The organism is Rhizobium croatiense, assembly GCF_019793465.1.
Lineage (GTDB): Bacteria > Pseudomonadota > Alphaproteobacteria > Rhizobiales > Rhizobiaceae > Rhizobium > Rhizobium croatiense.
On sequence record NZ_JAILYJ010000011.1, the window covers coordinates 85,753 to 105,884 of the forward strand.

Annotated in this window: 18 protein-coding genes; 7 read left to right on the plus strand and 11 right to left on the minus strand. The window is 63.9% G+C overall.

Annotated elements, in window-relative coordinates:
* Positions 1-9: 9 nt before the first annotated feature.
* The 6 genes from K6M89_RS18670 to K6M89_RS18695 form a co-directional block, all read right to left on the minus strand.
* Positions 10-852: an HpcH/HpaI aldolase/citrate lyase family protein gene (locus tag K6M89_RS18670; RefSeq protein WP_222140476.1), complete on the minus strand. Its 843-nt coding sequence runs from the start codon at positions 850-852 to the stop codon at positions 10-12.
* Positions 849-1,301 (minus strand): MaoC family dehydratase, encoded by a 453-nt coding sequence (locus K6M89_RS18675; protein ID WP_222140477.1) that lies wholly within the window; start codon positions 1,299-1,301, stop codon positions 849-851. The genes K6M89_RS18670 and K6M89_RS18675 overlap by 4 nt, the downstream gene beginning before the upstream one ends.
* On the minus strand, positions 1,301-3,166 hold the full coding sequence (locus tag K6M89_RS18680; protein ID WP_222140478.1) for an acetyl/propionyl/methylcrotonyl-CoA carboxylase subunit alpha: 1,866 nt from the start codon (positions 3,164-3,166) through the stop codon (positions 1,301-1,303). The genes K6M89_RS18675 and K6M89_RS18680 overlap by 1 nt, the downstream gene beginning before the upstream one ends.
* Positions 3,167-3,174: 8 nt before the next feature.
* Complete coding sequence (locus tag K6M89_RS18685; protein ID WP_222140479.1) at positions 3,175-4,785, minus strand: carboxyl transferase domain-containing protein; 1,611 nt, start codon at positions 4,783-4,785, stop codon at positions 3,175-3,177.
* A complete protein-coding gene (locus K6M89_RS18690; protein ID WP_222140480.1) occupies positions 4,782-5,927 on the minus strand; it encodes an isovaleryl-CoA dehydrogenase in 1,146 nt (381 codons plus the stop codon). Before K6M89_RS18690 ends, K6M89_RS18685 begins: the two co-directional genes overlap by 4 nt.
* Positions 5,928-6,324: 397 nt before the next feature.
* A complete protein-coding gene (locus K6M89_RS18695; RefSeq protein WP_222140481.1) occupies positions 6,325-7,341 on the minus strand; it encodes an AraC family transcriptional regulator in 1,017 nt (338 codons plus the stop codon).
* Between the two features lie 136 nt (positions 7,342-7,477).
* Between K6M89_RS18695 and K6M89_RS18700 the strand changes: the two genes are divergently transcribed.
* From K6M89_RS18700 to lpdA, 7 genes are all read left to right on the plus strand, one after another.
* On the plus strand, positions 7,478-8,245 hold the full coding sequence (locus K6M89_RS18700) for a 3-hydroxyacyl-CoA dehydrogenase (RefSeq protein WP_222140482.1): 768 nt from the start codon (positions 7,478-7,480) through the stop codon (positions 8,243-8,245).
* A gap of 20 nt (positions 8,246-8,265) precedes the next feature.
* Positions 8,266-9,450 (plus strand): acetyl-CoA C-acyltransferase, encoded by a 1,185-nt coding sequence (locus K6M89_RS18705; RefSeq protein WP_222140483.1) that lies wholly within the window; start codon positions 8,266-8,268, stop codon positions 9,448-9,450.
* A gap of 16 nt (positions 9,451-9,466) precedes the next feature.
* Positions 9,467-10,594, plus strand: coding sequence for an acyl-CoA dehydrogenase family protein (locus K6M89_RS18710; RefSeq protein WP_222140484.1), 1,128 nt, complete (start codon positions 9,467-9,469; stop codon positions 10,592-10,594).
* A 62-nt stretch (positions 10,595-10,656) separates the two neighbouring features.
* Entirely contained in the window at positions 10,657-11,889 is a 1,233-nt protein-coding gene (locus tag K6M89_RS18715; RefSeq protein ID WP_222140485.1) for a 3-methyl-2-oxobutanoate dehydrogenase (2-methylpropanoyl-transferring) subunit alpha, read from the plus strand.
* A gap of 1 nt (position 11,890) precedes the next feature.
* Positions 11,891-12,904 carry an alpha-ketoacid dehydrogenase subunit beta gene (locus K6M89_RS18720; protein WP_222140486.1) on the plus strand — a complete coding sequence of 338 codons (1,014 nt, stop codon included), beginning with the start codon at positions 11,891-11,893 and terminating at the stop codon, positions 12,902-12,904.
* A 3-nt stretch (positions 12,905-12,907) separates the two neighbouring features.
* Positions 12,908-14,155, plus strand: coding sequence for a dihydrolipoamide acetyltransferase family protein (locus K6M89_RS18725; RefSeq protein ID WP_222140487.1), 1,248 nt, complete (start codon positions 12,908-12,910; stop codon positions 14,153-14,155).
* A gap of 3 nt (positions 14,156-14,158) precedes the next feature.
* Complete coding sequence (gene lpdA, locus K6M89_RS18730) at positions 14,159-15,556, plus strand: dihydrolipoyl dehydrogenase (RefSeq protein WP_222140488.1); 1,398 nt, start codon at positions 14,159-14,161, stop codon at positions 15,554-15,556.
* Positions 15,557-15,831: 275 nt separating this feature from the next.
* Here lpdA and K6M89_RS18735 read toward each other — a convergent pair whose 3' ends face one another.
* From K6M89_RS18735 to K6M89_RS18755, 5 genes are read right to left on the minus strand one after another with little or no spacing between them, the layout of a single operon-like run.
* Entirely contained in the window at positions 15,832-16,185 is a 354-nt protein-coding gene (locus tag K6M89_RS18735; RefSeq protein WP_222140489.1) for a cupin domain-containing protein, read from the minus strand.
* Entirely contained in the window at positions 16,178-16,846 is a 669-nt protein-coding gene (locus K6M89_RS18740; RefSeq protein ID WP_222140490.1) for a cysteine hydrolase family protein, read from the minus strand. Before K6M89_RS18740 ends, K6M89_RS18735 begins: the two co-directional genes overlap by 8 nt.
* Entirely contained in the window at positions 16,846-18,396 is a 1,551-nt protein-coding gene (locus tag K6M89_RS18745) for an ABC transporter ATP-binding protein (RefSeq protein ID WP_222140491.1), read from the minus strand. Before K6M89_RS18745 ends, K6M89_RS18740 begins: the two co-directional genes overlap by 1 nt.
* The gene (gene biuH / locus K6M89_RS18750; RefSeq protein WP_222140492.1) at positions 18,393-19,094 is read right to left on the minus strand and encodes a biuret amidohydrolase; all 702 of its coding nucleotides are present in this window, start codon (positions 19,092-19,094) and stop codon (positions 18,393-18,395) included. Before biuH ends, K6M89_RS18745 begins: the two co-directional genes overlap by 4 nt.
* 12 nt (positions 19,095-19,106) lie before the next feature.
* Positions 19,107-20,123, minus strand: a complete 1,017-nt coding sequence (locus tag K6M89_RS18755) for a formamidase (protein WP_222140493.1) — start codon at positions 20,121-20,123, stop codon at positions 19,107-19,109.
* Positions 20,124-20,132: the final 9 nt, after the last annotated feature.

Below are 20,132 nucleotides of genomic sequence, written 5' to 3' on the forward strand. Positions count from 1 at the left end.
TTCAAATGTTTATGTTACTCGTCCGGCGCGCTCCAGAATGCGGGTCGCGAGCTTCAGATGCGGCAAATCGAGCATGCGCCCGTCCACCTGGATGACACCCGCATCGGGCTGGGCGGCAAAGGCGGCGGTGACCTTATCCGCCCAGGCGATCTCGGAGGCATCCGGCGTGAAGGCGTGGTTGATCGTTTCCACCTGGCTCGGATGGATGGCCATCATGCCGGAGAAACCGTCGCGCCGGGCGCGGCCGACATAGGCTCGCAGACCGTTGAGATCGCGAAAATCGGGATAGACGGTATCGATTGCCGGAATGGCTGCGGCATGGGCTGCAAAGAGCGTGAGCGAGCGGGCAAGCTCGTAGGGCGGCGTGTAGCGGCCATCCGTCCTGCGCGCGGTCGCGGCCCCGATTGCAGCCGGCAGATCCTCGGCGCCCCAGGTCAGGCCGCAGAGCTTGTCCGAGACATCGCGATAACTGCCGATCTCGAAGATCGCCGCCGGCGTTTCGGTCGCGATCGGCAAGATGGGAAGAGCCGCCGCGAGCGAGCTTGCAAGCTTGCGCACCGAAGCGGCGCCCTCGGCCTTCGGCAGCATCAGCGCGAAAGGCTGAAGACCGCTCAGGGCGGCGACGTCGTCCTCGCATTCCGGCGAGGCGAGGGGATTGATGCGGATGAGGAGCTTGGTCTCGCCGGCATGGCGCTGCACGAATTCGTGGACGCTGTCGCGGGCCTTTGGCTTGTTGGCAGGCGCGACGGAATCTTCCAGATCGAGAATGACGGCATCGGCGCCCCATGTGAGCGCTTTTTCGAAACGTTCCGGCCGGTCGCCGGGCACGAAAAGCAGCGAGCGCAGCTTCATGACGGTTTCCCCTTCAGCATGGCGGTACGCAGGCACTGGCAGACGATCTCGTCACGCTGGTTCAGCGTTACATGACGGAAAATGACGATGCCGGCATCGGGGCGGGAGTTCGAGCGGCGCAGCTCCGTCACCTCCGTTTCCACCCGAAGCGTATCGCCGATGAAGACCGGTTTCGGCATCGTCACCTTGTCATAACCGAGATTGGCGACAAGCGTGCCGAGCGTGGTGTCGCCGACCGAAAGGCCGACTGTCAGCGCAAAGGTGAAGGTGCCGTTGACGACGATCCGGCCAAACTCGGTGCCGGCCGCATATTCGGCATCGAGATGCAGCGGCTGCGGATTGTGGGAGAGCGTCGTAAAGAGCAGGTTGTCGGTCTCGGTGACCGTGCGGCGGATGTCATGGGCGATGCGGTCGCCGACCGCCCATTCGTCGAAATAGCGGCCGGCCATCACTCCTCTCCCTTCATGACAGTGACGACCAGCTGGTTTTCCGAAACACGGACGCCGGGGGAAACCTGCAATTTGCCGACGATGCCGTCGAAGGGCGCCCGCAGCGAATGTTCCATCTTCATGGCTTCGACCGTCAGCAGGCGGTCTCCCTTGGCGACACGATCGCCCTCCGTGACCTCTACCGAAATGACGAGGCCCGGCATGGGCGACAGGATGGCGCCATCGGCCACACCGTGATTCGCCTCGACCTCGCCTGCGTGAGGCAGGCCGATCGACCAGGCATTGCCCGCATCGAAAAGCACCGTCGTCTCGTCCATCTCGACGGCATTTGCTTCGAGGTCGGTGCGTGCGCGTCCCCAATGGAGATGACCGTCGATGCGCACCCGCACGCGGCTATCGCTTGGCCCGGCGATGCGGAAGCCGGTCAGCGCAGACCAGGGATCGCTATCCATGTCCTTCGAAAGTGCCGTGGCCGCCCTGTCAACGACGGTTTCATCAGGCTCGCTGGCCACGAGGCTTTGCCCGTGGCGGTCGAGAAAGCCGGTATCGATCTTTGCGGCGCGAAAATCCGCATCATTGGCGATCCGGGCGAGAAGACCGGCATTGGATTTGACCGGCCAGACCTCGATGCCGGCACAGGCGGCGGCGAGCTTCGAAAGCGCCGCGTCACGATTCGGCCCATGCGCGATGATCTTGGCGATCATCGGATCGTAGAAGGCGGTGATCTCGTCACCCTGTTCGACCCCGCTGTCGACACGAACCGCCTGCGGCAGTTTGAGATGGTCGAGACGGCCGGTCGAGGGCAGGTAGCCGGCGGCGGGATTTTCGGCGTAGAGCCGGGCTTCGAAGGCCCAGCCGTTCATGGTGATCTCGTCCTGGCTTTTCGGCAGCGGCTCGCCACTTGCGACCTTCAGCTGCCAGAGGACCAGATCCTCGCCTGATATGGCCTCGGTGACGGGATGCTCCACCTGCAGGCGCGTGTTCATCTCCATGAACCAGATGCGGTCGGGATTGAGGCCCGAGGAGGCGTCGGCGATGAATTCGATGGTGCCGGCGCCGACATAGTTTACCGCTCTTGCGGCCTTGACCGCCGCCTCGCAGATCGCCGCGCGGGTGGCGGCATCAAGGCCGGGGGCGGGGGCCTCTTCGATGACCTTCTGGTGCCGGCGCTGCAACGAGCAATCGCGTTCGAAGAGATGAACGCAATTTCCGAGCTTATCGGCGAAGACCTGAACTTCGATATGGCGCGGATTGGCGATATAGCGCTCGATCAGAACGCGGTCGTCGCCGAAGGCGGCAGCCGCTTCGCGCCGGCAGGAGGCGAGACCTTCGGCAAAATCCTCAGGCCGGTCGATGCGGCGCATGCCCTTTCCGCCGCCGCCGGCGACGGCCTTGATCAGCACGGGGTAGCCGACGATATCGGCCTCGGCCGCCAGCCGCTTTTCGCTCTGGTCCGGGCCGAGATAACCCGGAGTCACCGGGACGCCTGCCGCCTGCATCAATTGCTTGGCGGCGTCCTTCAGCCCCATGGCGCGGATGGCGGCCGATGGCGCGCCGACCCACATCATGCCGGCCTTTTCAACCGCTTCGGCAAAATCGGCATTTTCCGACAGGAACCCGTAACCGGGATGGATGGCGGCAGCGCTTGACTTTCGGGCGGCCTCCAGGATGCGTGCCTCGGAGAGATAGCTTTCGCGGGCCGGCGGCGGGCCGATGGCAATCGCCTCGTCGGCTTCCCTGACGAAGGGCAGGCCGGCATCGGCCTCCGAATAGACGGCAATGGTGCGGATGCCGAGTATCTTCGCCGTGCGGATGATGCGGCGGGCGATTTCGCCCCTGTTGGCTATCAGAAGACTTTCCATCATGCCGCGCCTCACATCCTGAACAGGCCGAAGCGCGGCCCTTTCGGAATCGGCGCATTCAGGCAGGCCGAAAAGGCAAGACCCAGCACATCGCGCGTCTGGCGCGGGTCGATGATGCCATCATCCCAGAGGCGGGCCGTGGCAAAGTAGGGATTGCCCTCCGCCTCATAGCCGGCGCGGATCGGCGCCTTGAAGGCCTCCTCCTCATTGGCCGGCCACGCCTCTCCGCGCGCCTCCATCGCGTCGCGGCGGATGGTGGCGAGCACCGAGGCCGCCTGTTCGCCGCCCATGACGCTGATGCGGCTGTTCGGCCAGGTGAAGAGGAAACGCGGGCGGTAGGCGCGGCCGCACATGCCGTAATTGCCGGCCCCGAAGCTGCCGCCGATGATGACGGTGACTTTCGGCACGGTCGCGGTTGCCACCGCCGTCACCAGCTTCGCCCCATCCTTGGCGATGCCGCCGGCCTCGTACCGGCCGCCGACCATGAAGCCGGAAATGTTCTGCAGGAAAAGCAACGGCACGCGCCGCTGGCAGGCGAGCTCGATGAAATGCGCGCCCTTCAACGCGCTTTCGGAAAAGAGCACGCCGTTATTGGCGATGACGGCGACGGGCATGCCCCAGATGCGGGCGAAGCCGCAGATGAGCGTGGTGCCGTAGAGCGGCTTGAACTCATGCAGTTCCGAGCCGTCGACGATCCGGCCGATCACCTCGCGCACGTCATAGGGCGAGCGCACGTCATCCGGAATGAGGCCGCAGAGATCTTCGGGATCGAGTTTCGGCGGGCGCGGAGGCTGAATATCTATATCGACCGACTTCACGCTGTTGAGGCTGGCGACGATATCGCGCACCAGAAGCAGCGCATGTTCGTCGTTTTCGGCGACATGGTCTACGACTCCCGATCGGCGGCCATGGGTCTCGGCGCCGCCGAGTTCTTCGGCCGAAATGATTTCGCCGGTGGCGGCTTTGACCAGCGGCGGGCCGGCGAGGAAGATCGTGCCCTGATTGCGCACGATCACCGTTTCGTCGGACATGGCGGGAACATAGGCGCCGCCCGCGGTGCAGCTTCCCATGACGCAGGCGATCTGGGGAATGCCTTCGGCCGACATCTGGGCCTGATTGTAGAAGATTGCGCCGAAATGATCGCGGTCGGGAAAGACCTCGGCCTGATGTGGCAGATTGGCGCCGCCGCTGTCGACCAGATAAAGGCAGGGCAGCCGGTTCTGCATGGCAATTTCCTGCGCCCGCAGATGTTTCTTCACGGTTATCGGGAAATAGGCGCCGCCCTTTACCGTCGCGTCATTGGCGACGATCATCACCTCGCGGCCGCAGACGCGGCCGATGCCGGATATGATGCCGGCGCCCGGCGCCTCGCCGCCATGCATGCCGTTGGCCGCCAGCGTGCCGATCTCCATAAAGGGACTGCCGGCATCGATGAGCAGCTGGATGCGGTCGCGGGGCAGGAGCTTGCCCTTGCTCGTGTGACGTTCACGGGCCGATTGCGACCCGCCCTCGCGCACCTTCGCCGAACGCTCGCTGAGTTCGTCGATCAGCGCCTTGTTCTTGATGGCATTGGCTTTGAAGTTCTCGCTGTCCCGATCGATCGCGGTCGATATCACCGTCATGACGCAATGAGCTCCCGGCCGATCAGGTAGCGGCGGATCTCGTTGGTGCCGGCGCCGATATCGTAGAGCTTGGCGTCGCGCAAAAAGCGCCCGACCGGCCATTCCTTGGTATAGCCGGCGCCGCCGAGAGCCTGGATGGCCTCCAGCGACACCTTCACGGCGTTCTCGCTGGCAAAAAGGATCGCGGCGGCCGCGTCGGTGCGGGTCGTGCGGCCGACGTCGCAGGCGCGGGCGACGGAATAGACATAGGCGCGCGCTGAATTCAGCGCGACATACATGTCGGCAATCTTGGCCTGCATCAGCTGGAAATCGCCGATCGGTTTGCCGAACTGCTTGCGTTCGCGCACATAGGGCAGCACGACATCAAGGCAGGCCTGCATGATGCCGAGCGGGCCGCCGGCAAGCACGGCGCGCTCATAGTCGAGGCCGGACATCAGGATCTTCACGCCATCGCCTTCCCGGCCCATCAGCGCCTCGGCCGGTACCTCGCAATCCTCAAAGACCAGCTCGGCCGTATCGCTGCCGCGCATGCCAAGCTTGGAGAGCTTCTTGGAGACGCTGAAGCCGGGCATGCCCTTCTCGATGATGAGGGCGGAAATGCCTTTCGGCCCGGCGGCGGGATCGGTTTTGGCATAGACGACCAGCACCTCGGCATGCGGCGCATTGGTGATCCAGAATTTGGTGCCGTTCAGGATGTAGCGGTCGCCCTTGCGCTCGGCCCGCAACCGCATCGAGACGACATCGGAGCCGGCGCCGGCCTCCGACATGGCAAGTGAGCCGACATGCTCGCCGGAGATCAGCTTCGGCAGATGGCGGCGCTTCTGTTCCGGCGAGGCCCAGCGGCGGATCTGGTTGACGCAAAGATTGGAATGGGCGCCATAGCTCAGGCCGACGGAGGCCGAGGCGCGCGACACCTCCTCCATCGCGACGACATGCTCGAGATAACCGAGACCGGCGCCGCCGAATTCCTCCTCGACGGTGATCCCATGCAGGCCGAGCGCGCCCATCCGAGGCCAGAGCTGGCGTGGAAACGTGTTGCTTTCGTCGATTTCCGCTGCCAGCGGAGCAATATGATCGGCGGCAAACCGCGCCGTCGTGTCGCGGATCGCATCCGCGGTTTCGCCAAGCGAAAAATCAAACATGGCACTCCTCCCGCTAAAATATGTAGCGCGGGTTGCGAAAGGTTCAAAGTGCTCATGATTTTGGTGCGGGCGAAGCCTTCGCTTTCGAAGCTATGTCACTGAAACGCGCGTCTGCGCTGTGAATGGTGTCTCCTGCCCACCCCACCCTCCGTCATACTCGGCCTTGAGCCTAGCATCCACGCCGCATCGATCAGCAGAAGTCGCATGGATCCCAGGCTCAAGGCCTGGGATGACGGAGAGTGTGGTTGCGTTCTTGTCAACTCGCCGCCAGCGAGGAGACACACCACAGCGGGTACCTCATTCAGCCGGCATTTGCTGCGCCTGAGCACAGGCATTGAGCAGTGTGTTGGAGGGCCAACGCTAAATAGCAGCGTGAATTCCAACTGCGAATCTCGCCTTACTGCCCGGGGCCTTGTTCCCCCGACTCCTCTCGCCGGAAAGCCTCTGGACTCTTGCCCATCCATTTCCGGAAGGCGCGGAAGAAGGCGCTGGGTTCGGAATAGCCGAGTTGTACAGCGATCTCGCCGATGGTCTTGGAGGTGTTCAGCAGCAGTTCGACGGCAAGGTCACGGCGGATATCGTCCTTGATGGCGGCGTAGCTTTGCCCTTCGTCGTGCAGGCGGTGGCGGAGCGTCGAGGGCGGCATGCGCATGTCGGCGGCAAGTGCTGCAAAACTCGTCCAGGCATTGGGCGTGGCCTGGTTCAAGCGCCGGCGGACGGCAGTTGCGATGCCGGCGTCGTAACGGTAGCGCACCAGAATATTGGCGGGTGCGCCGCGCAGGAACTGTTTCAGCGCCTGCTCGCTGCGGGAGATCGGCAGGTCGAGCATGGCGCTGTCGAAGCCGAGGCGGCTGATTGGTTGGGAGAAGCGCACTGGCGCGCCGAAGAAGAGCCGGTAGTCGGCCCCCTGCTTTGGTTCGGCGCAGCGGAAATCGACGAGGCGGATCGGAATGCGCCGGCCGACCAGCCAGCAGATGATGCCGTGCAGGATGATCCAGTAGGTTCGATAGGCGAAGGCCGAACGCGGGCCGCCCGCATCCCTGAGCTCGATCTCGGCAAGGCCGTCGCGGATGGCGAGCCGCCCTCGGGGATCGTCGAGCACGACATCGAGGAAGCGCAGCGCCCGGCGCAGCGCGTGACCGAGCGTCGGCGCGTGCAGCACGCAATGGCAAAGCAAAGTGAAGCTGCCGCTGCGCATCGGGCGGGCGCCCATGCCGAAGAATTCGTCGTCGAGTTCGGCAGCGATTGCCAGCCACAGCGCGCCATAGGTCTCCGCCGAAACCGGCTGGTCGATGATAGCAGGCAGCCCGACGCGGGCGAGGATAGGTGCGGTCGGCTTGCCGAGCCGCCGCAGGCTGTCGAGCGCCTCCTCGACGAAACCCGGCGCGATCATGCGTCGCTCGATCTCGGCCATGCCAATCCTCACTATGGCAAAACTGTCCGAAATTATGGAGCAGTTCTGTCATCGCTTGCAATAGGTGGAGCGAATAGAATCGCTGCTGCCGGTTGCGCCTGGAGGAGGGCGCGTGCCGGCAGGGAGGACAGGATTGATGCTGATCCCAGGAGCAAGTTTCATCGTCACCGGCGGCGGCTCGGGTCTCGGCGCCGCAACAGCGCGCATGCTCGTCGAAGCCGGCGGGCGCGTGACGATCGCTGATCTCAATGCGGGAGCGGGCGAAGCGATTGCCCGAGAATTCGGCAGCGAGGTTCGCTTCGTCAAGGCCGATGTCAGCGATGGCGAGGAAGGAGCGGCGCTGGTTGCCGCTGCAGTGGAAGCCTTCGGGGGCTTGCGCGGATTGGTGAATTGCGCCGGCGTTGCGCCAGCCGAAAAGGTGATCGGCCGCGACGGGCCGCACCGGCTGGAGAGTTTTGCGCGCACGCTCGGCATTAATCTCGTCGGCACGTTCAATATGATCCGGCTTGCGGCAGCCGCAATCCGGGACATGGAGCCGGATGCGGAAGGCGAACGCGGCGTCATCGTCAACACGGCCTCGGTCGCAGCCTTCGACGGGCAGATCGGCCAGGCAGCCTATGCCGCCTCCAAGGGCGGGGTGGCGGCGATGACCTTGCCGATCGCCCGCGAACTGGCCCGGCACGGCATCCGCGTCGTGTCGATTGCGCCCGGCATTTTCGAGACGCCGATGATGGCTGATATGCCGGCGGAGGTGCAGGAAGCGCTCGGCAAGAGCGTGCCCTTTCCGCCGCGGCTCGGCCGGCCGGCGGAATTTGCCGGGCTGGTGCGCCATATCTTTGAAAACAGCATGCTGAACGGCGAGGTCATCCGCCTCGACGGCGCATTGCGGATGGGCGCGCGTTAAGCGTCGCCCGAGGAGGAAAGATGACATTGCAGGACCCTATCGTCATCGTTGGTGCGGCACGCACCCCGATCGGCAGCTTTCAGGGAGAGTTGAAGGAGGCGGCAGCGCCCGAGCTTGGCGCAACGGCGATCCGCGCGGCACTTGAGCGCAGCGGCGTGGCCGAGGCGATCGAGGAGGTCGTCTTCGGCTGCGTGCTGCCGGCGGGGCAGGGGCAGGCGCCGGCGCGTCAGGCGGCCATCCATGCCGGTCTGCCGTATTCGACCGGCGCCAGCACCGTCAACAAGATGTGCGGCTCCGGCATGAAGGCGGTGATGATGGCCCATGACCTGATCGCCGCCGGCAGCGCCTCGGTGGCCGTCGCCGGCGGCATGGAAAGCATGACCAACGCGCCCTATCTCCTTGACAGGGCCCGCGGCGGCTACAGGCTCGGCCATGGGCGTGTCGTGGATCACATGTTCCTCGACGGGCTGGAGGATGCTTATGACAAGGGGCGCTTGATGGGCAGCTTCGCGGAGGATTGCGCCGAGGCCTATCAGTTCACGCGCGAGGCGCAGGACAACTACGCCATCGCCTCCCTGACGCGGGCGCAGAAGGCGATCGCGGAGGGCAGTTTCGAAAGCGAGATCGTGCCGGTCACGGTGAAATCGGGCAAAGCCGAGCAGGTGGCGAGCCGCGACGAACAGCCGGGCAAGGCCAAGCTCGACAAGATCCCGACGCTGAAACCCGCCTTCCGCGAGGGCGGCACGGTGACCGCCGCCAATTCCAGCTCGATCTCCGACGGCGCGGCAGCCCTGGTGCTGATGCGCCGCTCCGAGGCCGAGCGTCGCGGCCTGACGCCGCTCGCCACAATCATCGGCCACGCCACGCATTCACAGGCGCCCAATCTTTTCGCCACAGCCCCGATCGGCGCCCTGCAGAAACTTTCCGACCGCACCGGCCTGGCGCTTTCCGACGTCGACCTCTTCGAGATCAACGAGGCTTTCGCCGTCGTCGCGATGGCGGCGATGCGCGATCTCGATCTGCCGCATGAGAAGGTGAACGTGCATGGCGGCGCCTGTGCGCTCGGCCATCCGATCGGCGCGTCGGGTGCCCGGATTCTGGTGACTCTGCTTTCGGCGCTGGAGCGCTACGATCTCAAGCGTGGCATGGCGGCGCTCTGCATCGGCGGCGGCGAGGCGACGGCCGTCGCCATCGAGCGGCACTAGCGGGGAGGGCAGCCACATGATCCTTTCCGACCTTCAGCAGCAGATATCAGATCTCGCCCGCGACTTTGCCCGCGACCGGCTGGCGCCGGGAGCGGCCAAGCGTGACCGGGAGCATCTTTTCCCGCGCGACGAATTGAAGGAGATGGGCGAACTCGGACTGCTCGGCATGCTGGTGCCGGAGGCCTATGGCGGTTCGGATACCGGTGTGGTCGCCTATGCCGCGGCACTCGAGGAGATCGCCGCCGGCGACGGACCCTGTTCGACGATCATGAGTGTGCACTCCTCCGTCGGCTGCGTGCCCATCCTGAAATTCGGCACCGAGGAGCAGCGCCAGCGCTTCCTGCCGAAACTGGCAAGCGGCGAATGGATCGGCGGTTTCGCACTGACCGAGCCGCAGGCGGGGTCTGACGCCTCCAACCTGAAGACCCGGGCGCGGCGTGATGGCGACCACTACGTCATTGACGGCGCCAAGCAGTTCATCACCTCGGGAAAGAACGGCAATGTCATCATCGTCTTTGCGGTCACCGATCCGGATGCCGGCAAGAAGGGCATCACCGCCTTCATCGTGCCGACTGAAACGCCGGGCTATGAGGTGATCCGCGTCGAGGAAAAGCTCGGGCTGCATTCCACCGATACGTGTCAGATCGCCTTCAACGCCATGCGCATTCCCGTCGATTTGAGGCTCGGTGCGGAAGGCGAAGGCTATCGCATCGCGCTTGCCAATCTCGAGGGCGGGCGGATCGGTATTGCCGCGCAGGCGGTCGGCATGGCGCGGGCAGCTTTCGAGGCGGCGCGCGATTACGCCAAGGAGCGAACGGCCTTCGGCAAGCCGATTTTCGAGCACCAAGCCGTTGCCTTCCGCCTGGCCGATATGGCGGTGCGGATCGAGGCGGCGCGCCAGCTCGTCTTCCATGCCGCCGCCTTGAGAGAGGCGGAGCTGCCCTGCCTGTCGGAGGCCTCGATGGCGAAGCTCTTTGCCTCGGAGATGGCCGAACGCGTCTGCTCCGACGCCATCCAGATCCATGGCGGTTATGGCTACATGGCCGATTATCCGGTCGAGCGCATCTACCGCGATGTGCGCATCTGCCAGATCTACGAGGGAACGAGCGACGTGCAGCGCATGGTGATCGCACGCAATCTATAGAACCATACCGGACCTGTTTCCGGGGAGGGACGCATGGCCGGCAAAGGGAGGAAAGAAGAAACATGGTGGATTCCGCTCGTTTGAGCCTGCACGTCCCCGAACCTGCCGTCCGCCCCGGCGGCCAGCCCGACTTTTCCAACGTCAAGATCGCCAAGGCCGGTGCGGTGCCGCGGCCGGAGGTCGATGTCGCCTCGGAGGAAATCCGGGAGCTTGCCTATTCGATCATCCGCGTGCTGAACCGCGATGGCGAGGCGGTCGGTCCCTGGGCGGGATCGCTTTCCGATGAGGAGCTGCTGACCGGGCTGCGCAACATGATGAAGCTGCGCGCTTTCGACGCCCGCATGCTGATGGCGCAGCGCCAGGGTAAGACCTCCTTTTACATGCAGCATCTCGGCGAAGAGGCCGTCAGCTGCGCCTTCCGCAAGGCGCTCAACAAGGGAGACATGAATTTCCCGACCTATCGCCAGGCCGGCCTCTTGATTGCCGACGACTATCCGATGGTCGAGATGATGAACCAGATCTATTCGAACGAGAGCGATCCGCTGCACGGCCGGCAGCTGCCGATCATGTATTCCTCCAAGGAACACGGCTTCTTCACCATTTCCGGCAATCTCGCCACCCAATATGTCCAGGCCGTCGGCTGGGCGATGGCCTCGGCGATTAAGAATGACAGCCGGATTGCCGCTGCCTGGATTGGCGATGGATCGACGGCGGAATCGGATTTCCATTCGGCGCTCGTCTTTGCCTCGACCTACAAGGCGCCCGTGATCCTCAACATCGTCAACAATCAGTGGGCGATTTCGACCTTCCAAGGCATTGCCCGCGGCGGCTCCGGCACCTTTGCCGCTCGCGGCCTCGGCTTCGGCATTCCGGCGCTGAGGGTCGACGGAAACGATTATCTCGCCGTCCATGCCGTCTCCCGATGGGCGGCCGAGCGGGCCAGGCGCAATCTCGGCCCGACGCTGATCGAACATGTGACCTATCGCGTCGGCGCGCATTCGACCTCCGACGATCCGAGCGCCTATCGACCGAAGACGGAATCGGAGGCTTGGCCGCTCGGCGATCCCGTGCTGCGGCTGAAGAAACATCTGATCGTCAAGGGCGCCTGGTCGGAGGAGCGGCACGTGCAGGCGGAAGCCGAAATCATGGACGAAGTGATCGAAGCGCAGCGCCAGGCGGAAGCGCACGGCACGCTGCATGCCGGCGGCAGGCCCTCGGTGCGCGATATTTTCGAGGGCGTCTATGCCGAGATGCCGGCGCATATCCGCCGCCAGCGGCAGAAGGCGGGGTACTGACATGGCCAGGATGACGATGATCGAGGCCGTGCGCAGCGCCATGGACGTGTCGATGGCGAAGGACGACAATGTCGTGGTCTTCGGCGAGGATGTCGGCTATTTCGGCGGCGTCTTCCGCTGCACGCAGGGCCTGCAGGCAAAATACGGCAGGACACGCTGCTTCGATACCCCGATCAGCGAATCCGGCATCGTCGGCACGGCGATCGGCATGGCCGCCTACGGGCTGAAGCCCTGCGTCGAGATCCAGTTCGCCGACTATATGTATCCCGCCTATGATCAGCTCACGCAGGAGGCGGCGCGGATCCGCTACCGCTCCAATGGCGATTTTACCTGCCCGATCGTCGTGCGTATGCCGACAGGCGGCGGCATTTTCGGCGGCCAGACGCACAGCCAGAGCCCGGAAGCGCTGTTCACCCATGTCTGTGGTCTGAAGGTGATCGTTCCCTCCAATCCGTACGACGCCAAGGGCCTGCTGATCGCGGCGATCGAGGACCCTGATCCGGTTATGTACCTGGAGCCGAAGCGGCTTTATAACGGCCCCTTCGACGGTCATCACGAGCGGCCGGTCACACCCTGGTCGAAACACGACCTCGGCGAGGTGCCCGAGGGCCATTACACCATCCCGATCGGCAAGGCCGAGGTCCGGCGCGCCGGGTCTGCGGTGACGGTGGTTGCCTATGGCACGATGGTGCATGTGGCGCTTGCCGCGGCCGAGGATGCCGGCATCGATGCCGAGGTGATCGATCTGAGAAGCCTGCTGCCACTTGATCTCGATACGATCGTCAAATCGGTCACCAAAACCGGGCGTTGTGTTGTCGTCCATGAGGCGACCCTGACGTCGGGCTTCGGCGCCGAGGTCGTGTCGCTGGTGCAGGAACATTGCTTTTATCATCTCGAAGCGCCGGTTGTGCGCGTCGCCGGTTGGGATACGCCCTATCCGCATGCGCAGGAGTGGGACTATTTCCCCGGTCCCGGCCGTGTCGGGCGGGCGCTTGCCGAAGTCATGGAGGCCTGAGCCGTGGGCGAATTCATCATCAAGATGCCCGATGTCGGGGAGGGGGTCGCTGAGGCCGAGCTTGTCGAATGGCACGTGAAGGCAGGCGATCCGGTTCGCGAGGACATGGTGATCGCCGCCGTCATGACCGACAAGGCGACGGTGGAAATTCCGTCACCCGTCAATGGCACCGTCATCTGGCTCGCCGGCGAGATCGGTGACCGTATCGCGGTCAAGGCGCCGCTGGTGCGGATCGAAACGGCAGGGGAAACCGACGAGGCTCAGCCCATACGGATCTCGCCAGCGCCGGTCGCCGAAACACCCAAGGCCGAGATTACCAAGCCCGCGCCGACAGCGCCGGCTTCTGCACCTGCACCTGCACCTGCTCCCGCGCCGGTCGAAAAGCCGCTTGCCGCGCCTTCCGTGCGGCTGTTCGCCAGAGAGAGCGGTGTCGATCTCAGACAGGTGCAGGGCACGGGCCCCGCCGGTCGCATCCTGCGCGAAGATGTCGAACAGTTCCTGTCGCAGGGAACAGCTCCTGCAGCGACGAGGAACGGATTTGCAAGGAAGACGGCGACCGAGGAGATCAAGCTGACCGGCCTGCGCCGCCGCATTGCCGAGAAGATGGTGCTGTCCACCTCGCGCATTCCCCACATCACCTATGTGGAGGAAGTGGACATGACCGCACTCGAGGAGTTGCGCGCCACCATGAATGGCGACCGCAGGCCGGATCATCCGAAGCTGACGGTTCTGCCCTTCCTGATGCGGGCGCTGGTCAAGGCGATTTCCGAGCAGCCCGAGGTAAACGCCACCTTCGACGACGATGCCGGCATCATCACACGCCACAGCGCCGTGCATATCGGCATCGCCACGCAGACGCCCGCCGGTCTGACGGTGCCGGTGGTGCGGCATGCGGAAGCGCGCGGCATTTGGGATTGCGCCGCCGAGATGGTCCGGCTGGCGGAAGCGGCGCGTTCGGGGACTGCGACGCGTGATGAGCTTTCAGGCTCGACCATCACCATCAGTTCACTCGGCGCGCTCGGCGGCATCGTCTCGACGCCTGTTATTAATCATCCCGAGGTGGCGATCATCGGCGTCAACAAGATCGCCACGCGGCCGGTCTGGGACGGGACGCAATTCGTGCCCCGAAAGATGATGAACCTCTCCTCCAGCTTCGATCATCGCATCATTGACGGCTGGGATGCGGCGACCTTCGTGCAGCGCATCCGTACGCTCCTCGAAACGCCGGCGCTCATTTTCATCGAAGGCTGATCCATGAAAGAGATTGTCTGCAAGCTCCTCGTCATCGGCGCCGGCCCGGGCGGTTATGTCTGCGCCATCCGCGCCGGGCAGCTCGGCATTGATACCGTCGTCGTCGAGGCCGGCAAGCCGGGCGGCACCTGCCTGACGGTCGGCTGCATTCCCTCCAAGGCTTTGATCCATGCGGCCGAGGAGTTCGACGCCACGCAAAAGATGCTCGTCGGCAAAAACCCGATGGGCATCCGTGTCGAAGGCGCCTCGATCGATCTCGCAAGGACGATCGCCTGGAAGGACGGCATCGTCGGTCGGCTGACAGGCGGCGTCTCGGGGCTGTTGCAGAAGGCGCGGGTCAAGATCGTCCATGGCCGCGCTCACTTTCGCGACGGCAAGACGGTGGAGGTGGAGACCGAAACCGGCCAGCAGATCATCCGCGCCGAGACCGTGGTGATCGCAACCGGCTCCGACCCGGTGGAGCTTTCCAACCTGCCATTCGGCGGCCGCGTCATTTCCTCGACGGAGGTGCTGTCACTGACGGAGCTGCCGAAGAAGCTGGTCGTGGTCGGCGGCGGTTACATCGGCCTGGAACTCGGAATGGCATTCGCCAAGATGGGATCTGATGTGACGGTGGTCGAGGCGACGCAGCAGGTGCTGCCGCTCTATGATACCGAACTCGTGCGGCCCGTCATGCGCAAGCTTACCGAAAGCGGCATCCGGGTGCTGACGGGTGCGAAGGCGACGGGCCTTGCCGACAATGGTGAGGCGCTGCTTGTCGAAACCGCCGATGGCCGGCGAGAAAGCCTGCCGGCCGACCGCATCCTCGTAACCGTCGGCCGCCGTCCGCGAACGGCGGGTTCCGGTCTCGAGGAACTCGATCTCGATCGCGCCGGTCCCTATCTCAGGATCGATGATCGCTGCCGCACCTCGATGCGCGGCATCTATGCGATCGGCGACGTGACCGGCGAACCGATGCTGGCCCACCGGGCCATGGCGCAAGGGGAGATGGTAGCGGAGATCATCGCCGGCAAGAAGCGCGCCTGGGACAAGCGCTGCATTCCCGCCATCTGCTTCACCGATCCGGAGATCGTCAGCGCCGGCCTCTCGCCGGCGGAAGCGCAGGCGCAAGGTTATGAAATCCGCACCGGGCAGTTTCCGTTCAGCGCCAATGGGCGGGCAATGACGATGGTCTCGGAGGACGGTTTCGTGCGGGTGGTGGCTCGTGCCGACACCAACCTCCTTCTCGGCTTGCAGGCGGTGGGGGCAGGCGTTTCCGAACTGTCGGCCGCGTTTGCCCTTGCGATCGAGATGGGCGCGCGCCTGGAAGACATCGCCGGGACCATCCACGCCCATCCGACCCGCAGTGAAGCGGTGATGGAGGCAGCGCTGAAAGCTTTGGGAGGCGCATTACATATCTAAGCCGATCTGGCCAAGACGACGATGGAGGCGCGCAGCGGAGCGTTAATCTTTCATCTCGACGAGATCAGGGTGAAGTCGCGGGATTTCAGGTGAATGATCGGGTCTCCGGTTCGAACCTGCTCAAGGCGATCGAATTGAAAACCTGCGTGAAACCTTTGATCGTACGCCTCGTGCTGGGATCGGTCTCGCGGCCAGGGCCATGCCAATAATCGCCGGGTGCTGCCGCCATCGCGATAGAGTGGCGCAGCGAGGCGATGTCGAGGGAATCGCCGATCTTACGCTACTTCTTCTTCCAGTATTTTCACTGGCCGATCCCATTGGATGAGCACGACACAGCCGGTATCGCTCCAGACCGAATGTTCGGTGCCGGGCGCGTTGACGATATAGCTGCCGCTGATGTAATCGCCCGCCTCGTCGGATTGTACGCCATCGAGAACGAGAATGGTTTCCAGTCCTTCATGCCTGTGGCGAGGAACGCTGGCGCCGGCCTCGTATTTCAGGAGCGCCACGCCCGGCTGGTCATCCTCGAAGGGACGGATCCAGTGGATGGTCACCTGATCGCGGAAGGGGCCGAATTCCAGTTCATTCCAGCCGCCTGACGTCAGAAGTTCGCGGGTCGTTTCAGGCATGGGCGATGCTCTCCAGGATATCGTCGACATGGGCGGTCCAGCCGACGATCGCGCCTTGGGCGCGGATCATGGCGATGGCGGCGGCCTTGAACTCGGGAAAATAGCTTTCCGTCGCCTCCTCGGCGAGCAGACATTCGTAACCGCGGTCGTTCGCCTCGCGCATGGTCGTCTGTACGCAGACCTCGGTGGTCACGCCGGCAAAGACCAGCTGCCTGATGCCGTTTCGCTGCAGCACCTCTTCAAGTACGGTTGCATAGAAGGCGCCCTTGCCGGGCTTTTCGATGACCACTTCGCCGTCGATCGGAGCAAGCTCCGGCAGGATCGCCGTTCCCGGCTCGCCCGCGATGAGGATACGGCCCATGGGGCCTTCGTCGCCGATCTTGAGGATGGGATTGCCGCGGTCGCGTTTTGCCGGCGGCAGATCCGAAAGATCGGGACGGTGGCATTCCATCGTATGGATGACCGGCAGCCCGGCACGGCGGAAGCCCTGGATGAGGCGTTTGACATCCGGTACGATCCTGCCGATGCGGCTGACGTCGTTGCCGAGGCTTGCGCCGAAGCCGCCGGGCTCGGCGAAATCGCGCTGCATATCGATGACGATAAGGGCGAGCTGACCGTGCTTTACCGGGAAAGCGAAAGGTTCTGCCTTGATCTCGGCCATCAATGATGCCCCGCCATGTGGGCGCCGATCACGGCGATATCGGCCGCGCGCGCCGGTGTCTCGTAAACCAGCCGGCCTTCGGAAATGACCATGATGCGATCGGACATCTCGAGCAGCTCGTCGAGATCTTCGGACAGCAGCAGGACGGCCGTGCCGGAATTGCGGGCCTTCATGATGCGGGCCCGAATTTCGGCGACAGCCGAGAAGTCGAGGCCGAAACAGGGATTCGAGACGATCAGCAGGTCGACCTTGCCGGTCAGTTCGCGGGCGAGCACGGCGCGCTGCACGTTGCCGCCTGAAAGTGCCGCGATCGGCGAGGATGAGGAGGCGGTCTTCACCTTGAAGTCCGAAATCAGCGCCGCCGCCCGCTTTTTCATCTTGCCCTTGTTCAGCCAGATCGCATCCTTGCCGTCCGCCTTCAGGTCGAAGGTCCGGAAGGCGAGGTTTTCGCTGACCGTCATGCGCGGGGCGCAGGCGTTCTGCAGCGGCTCCTCGGGGATGAAGCGGACATTGTTTCTGCGGGTTTCGGGGCGCGTCGCGCCATAAGTCTTGCCATTGACGCTCACGCGGCCGCTGTCGGCCGGCCGCTGGCCGGCGAGGATTTCCGTCAGCTCTTTCTGACCGTTGCCCGAAATGCCGGCAATCCCGACGATCTCGCCGGAGCGGACCATGAGATTGTCGATCGCGATGGTCTTGAGGCCAGAGCGGTCCGGCGCCTTGACCTGCTCCACCGCAAGGACGGGCCTGGCGACTTCGGAGACGGGAACGCGGCTGTCGAGCTCTGCAAGCTTCACGTCGCCGATCATCATGGCGGCCATCTCCGATGTCGAGAGGTCGCCGACCTTGCCGGTGCCGACCAGCCTGCCGCGTCGCAGGACCGAGACGGCATCGGCGAACTTCGTCACCTCGTGGAACTTGTGCGAAATCATCAGCACGGTCAGTTCGCCGCGCTCGGTCATTCCCCGGATGAGTCCGAGCATCTCATCGGCTTCGGCAGGGGTCAGAACCGAGGTCGGTTCGTCGAGAACGAGAAAGGAGCGGCCGAGATAGAGCTGCTTGACGATCTCCAGCTTCTGCTTCTCGCCGGCGGCGAGCTCGCTCACAGGCCGGTCGAGCGGGATCCTGAACGGCATGCGCTCCATGAAGGCGGCAAGGTCTTTCCGCTCCTTCGCCCAATTGATGATGGCGGGCACTTCGGCGCGGCTGATGACGAGGTTTTCGGCGCCTGTCAGCGACGGGACGAGCGTGAAGTGCTGATAGACCATGCCGAGACCATAGATGGCGGCGTCCTTGGGCGAGGCGATGGCCACTTCGCGGCCGTCGACCGAAAGCGCGCCCGCGGTGGCGTGGTAGAAGCCCATGATGCATTTGACGAGGGTCGATTTGCCGGCGCCGTTTTCGCCGAGCAAAGCATGGAAGCTGCCGGCGGGCACCTTGATCGAGACATGGTCGAGCGCCGTGAAGCTGCCGAAGCGCATCGTCATGTCGAGCGTATCGATGCCGACGGCTCGGCCCGCCTGTGGGAGGGGTGTGTCGCGGACCGTGCTCATGGCAGCTGGCTCACAATCGTCTGGGAATTGGAGACCGAGCCGAAGACGCCCCCCTGCATCTTCACCATCTTGATGGCGGCGAGATGGTTGCCGTAGTCGGTCGCACCGCAGCAATCTTCCAGCAGCAGGCATTCGAAACCGCGGTCATTGGCCTCGCGCATCGTGGTGGAGACGCAGACATCGGTGGTGATCCCGGTCAGGATGATGTTTGCGATGCGCTTCTGGTTGAGGATCAGTTCAAGGTCGGTGGCGCAGAAGGAGCCCTTGCCCGGCTTGTCGATGATCGTCTCGCCTTCGATCGGATAGAGTTGGGGGATGATGTCCCATCCGGGTTCGCCGCGGGTCAGGATACGCCCGCAAGGACCCGGATCGCCGATCCCTGCGCCGATCCGCTGCGAGCGCCATCGTTTGTTGGCCGGCAGGTCGGCAAGGTCGGGCCGATGGCCCTCGCGCGTGTGGATGATGTGATAGCCCTTGGCGCGCATGGCGGCCAGCACGCGTTTGATCGGCTCGATCGGCGCCTGGACGAGCGACAGGTCATAGCCCATGTGATCGACATAGCCGCCCTTGCCGCAGAAATCCGTTTGCATGTCGATGATGATGAGGGCCGTGTTCTCCGGTCTCAGATCGCCATTATAGGGCCAGGCATAGGGGTCGGCGTCGATATAATGTCCTTTGGGTTCGACCATGGCGTCCATCGCCTTCTTCTCCTATTCGCCCGCGAGCTTGAATGTTTCACCGTAGCGCCGCGTCGGCTTCTCGAAGCCGCAAGACGTACCGTCCGTGACCTTCACCCGATCCTCCCAGGGAAGGTGGTATTTGCCGGCGACGAGGTCGTGCATGTAGGTATAGGGCGCGTCACCCGCGCCGCCGGAGACAGCGACATAGCCGCGATGGCCGAATTGGTAGATATTGTTTTCGACGCCCCAGCCGAGGCGTGCTTCGCGCACCAGATCGGGACGGACTTCGGCAGTGATGATCTCGTTGACGCGCCCAGAGGCGCCGTGAGCGATGATCGTGCCGTCGAAATTGCAGACCATGGCTTCGCCCATGGAATCGAAGGTACCGTCCGAGCCGCACATGCAGACGCTCGCCGTAACCATGAGATTGCAGAAGGCATTCGACTGATTGGTGAATTTCCAGCTTTCACGAATCGGCGCGGTGTAACCGGCCGTGCGGATCATGATTTCCGCACCCTTGTAGGCGCATTCGCGTGCCATCTCCGGGAACATACCGTCATGGCAGATGATGAGCGCGAGCTTTGCACCCTTCGGTCCGTCGATGACCGGGATACCGGCATTGCCAGGCTCCCATGGTTCGACCGGCACCCATGGGTGCATTTTGCGATAATAAAGCTTCAGTTCGCCCCTATCGTCGATGACAATGCCGGAATTGTAGGGCATACCCTCAGGGTTCAGCTCCATGATCGAGAAGCAGCCCCATATCGCGTTCCCCTTGCAAGCCTTCTTGAAGGCTGCGACCTCCGGCCCGTCGAGCGTGCACATGATCGCGGGATTGATATCCATCGACAGGCCGTGAAGAGCATATTCAGGGAAAACAACCAGATCCATGCCGGGCTGGTTGCGTCGCGCTTTACCGACGAGATCGACGATCACCTGTGTCTGGCGGGCGAGGTCTTCTCTCGTGACGGTAACGGGAAGCTGCAATTGGACGAGGCCGATGCCGACGCCATGTTCCGATTTGTTCAATCCGCCGAGACCGTTCATGGCTTGGCT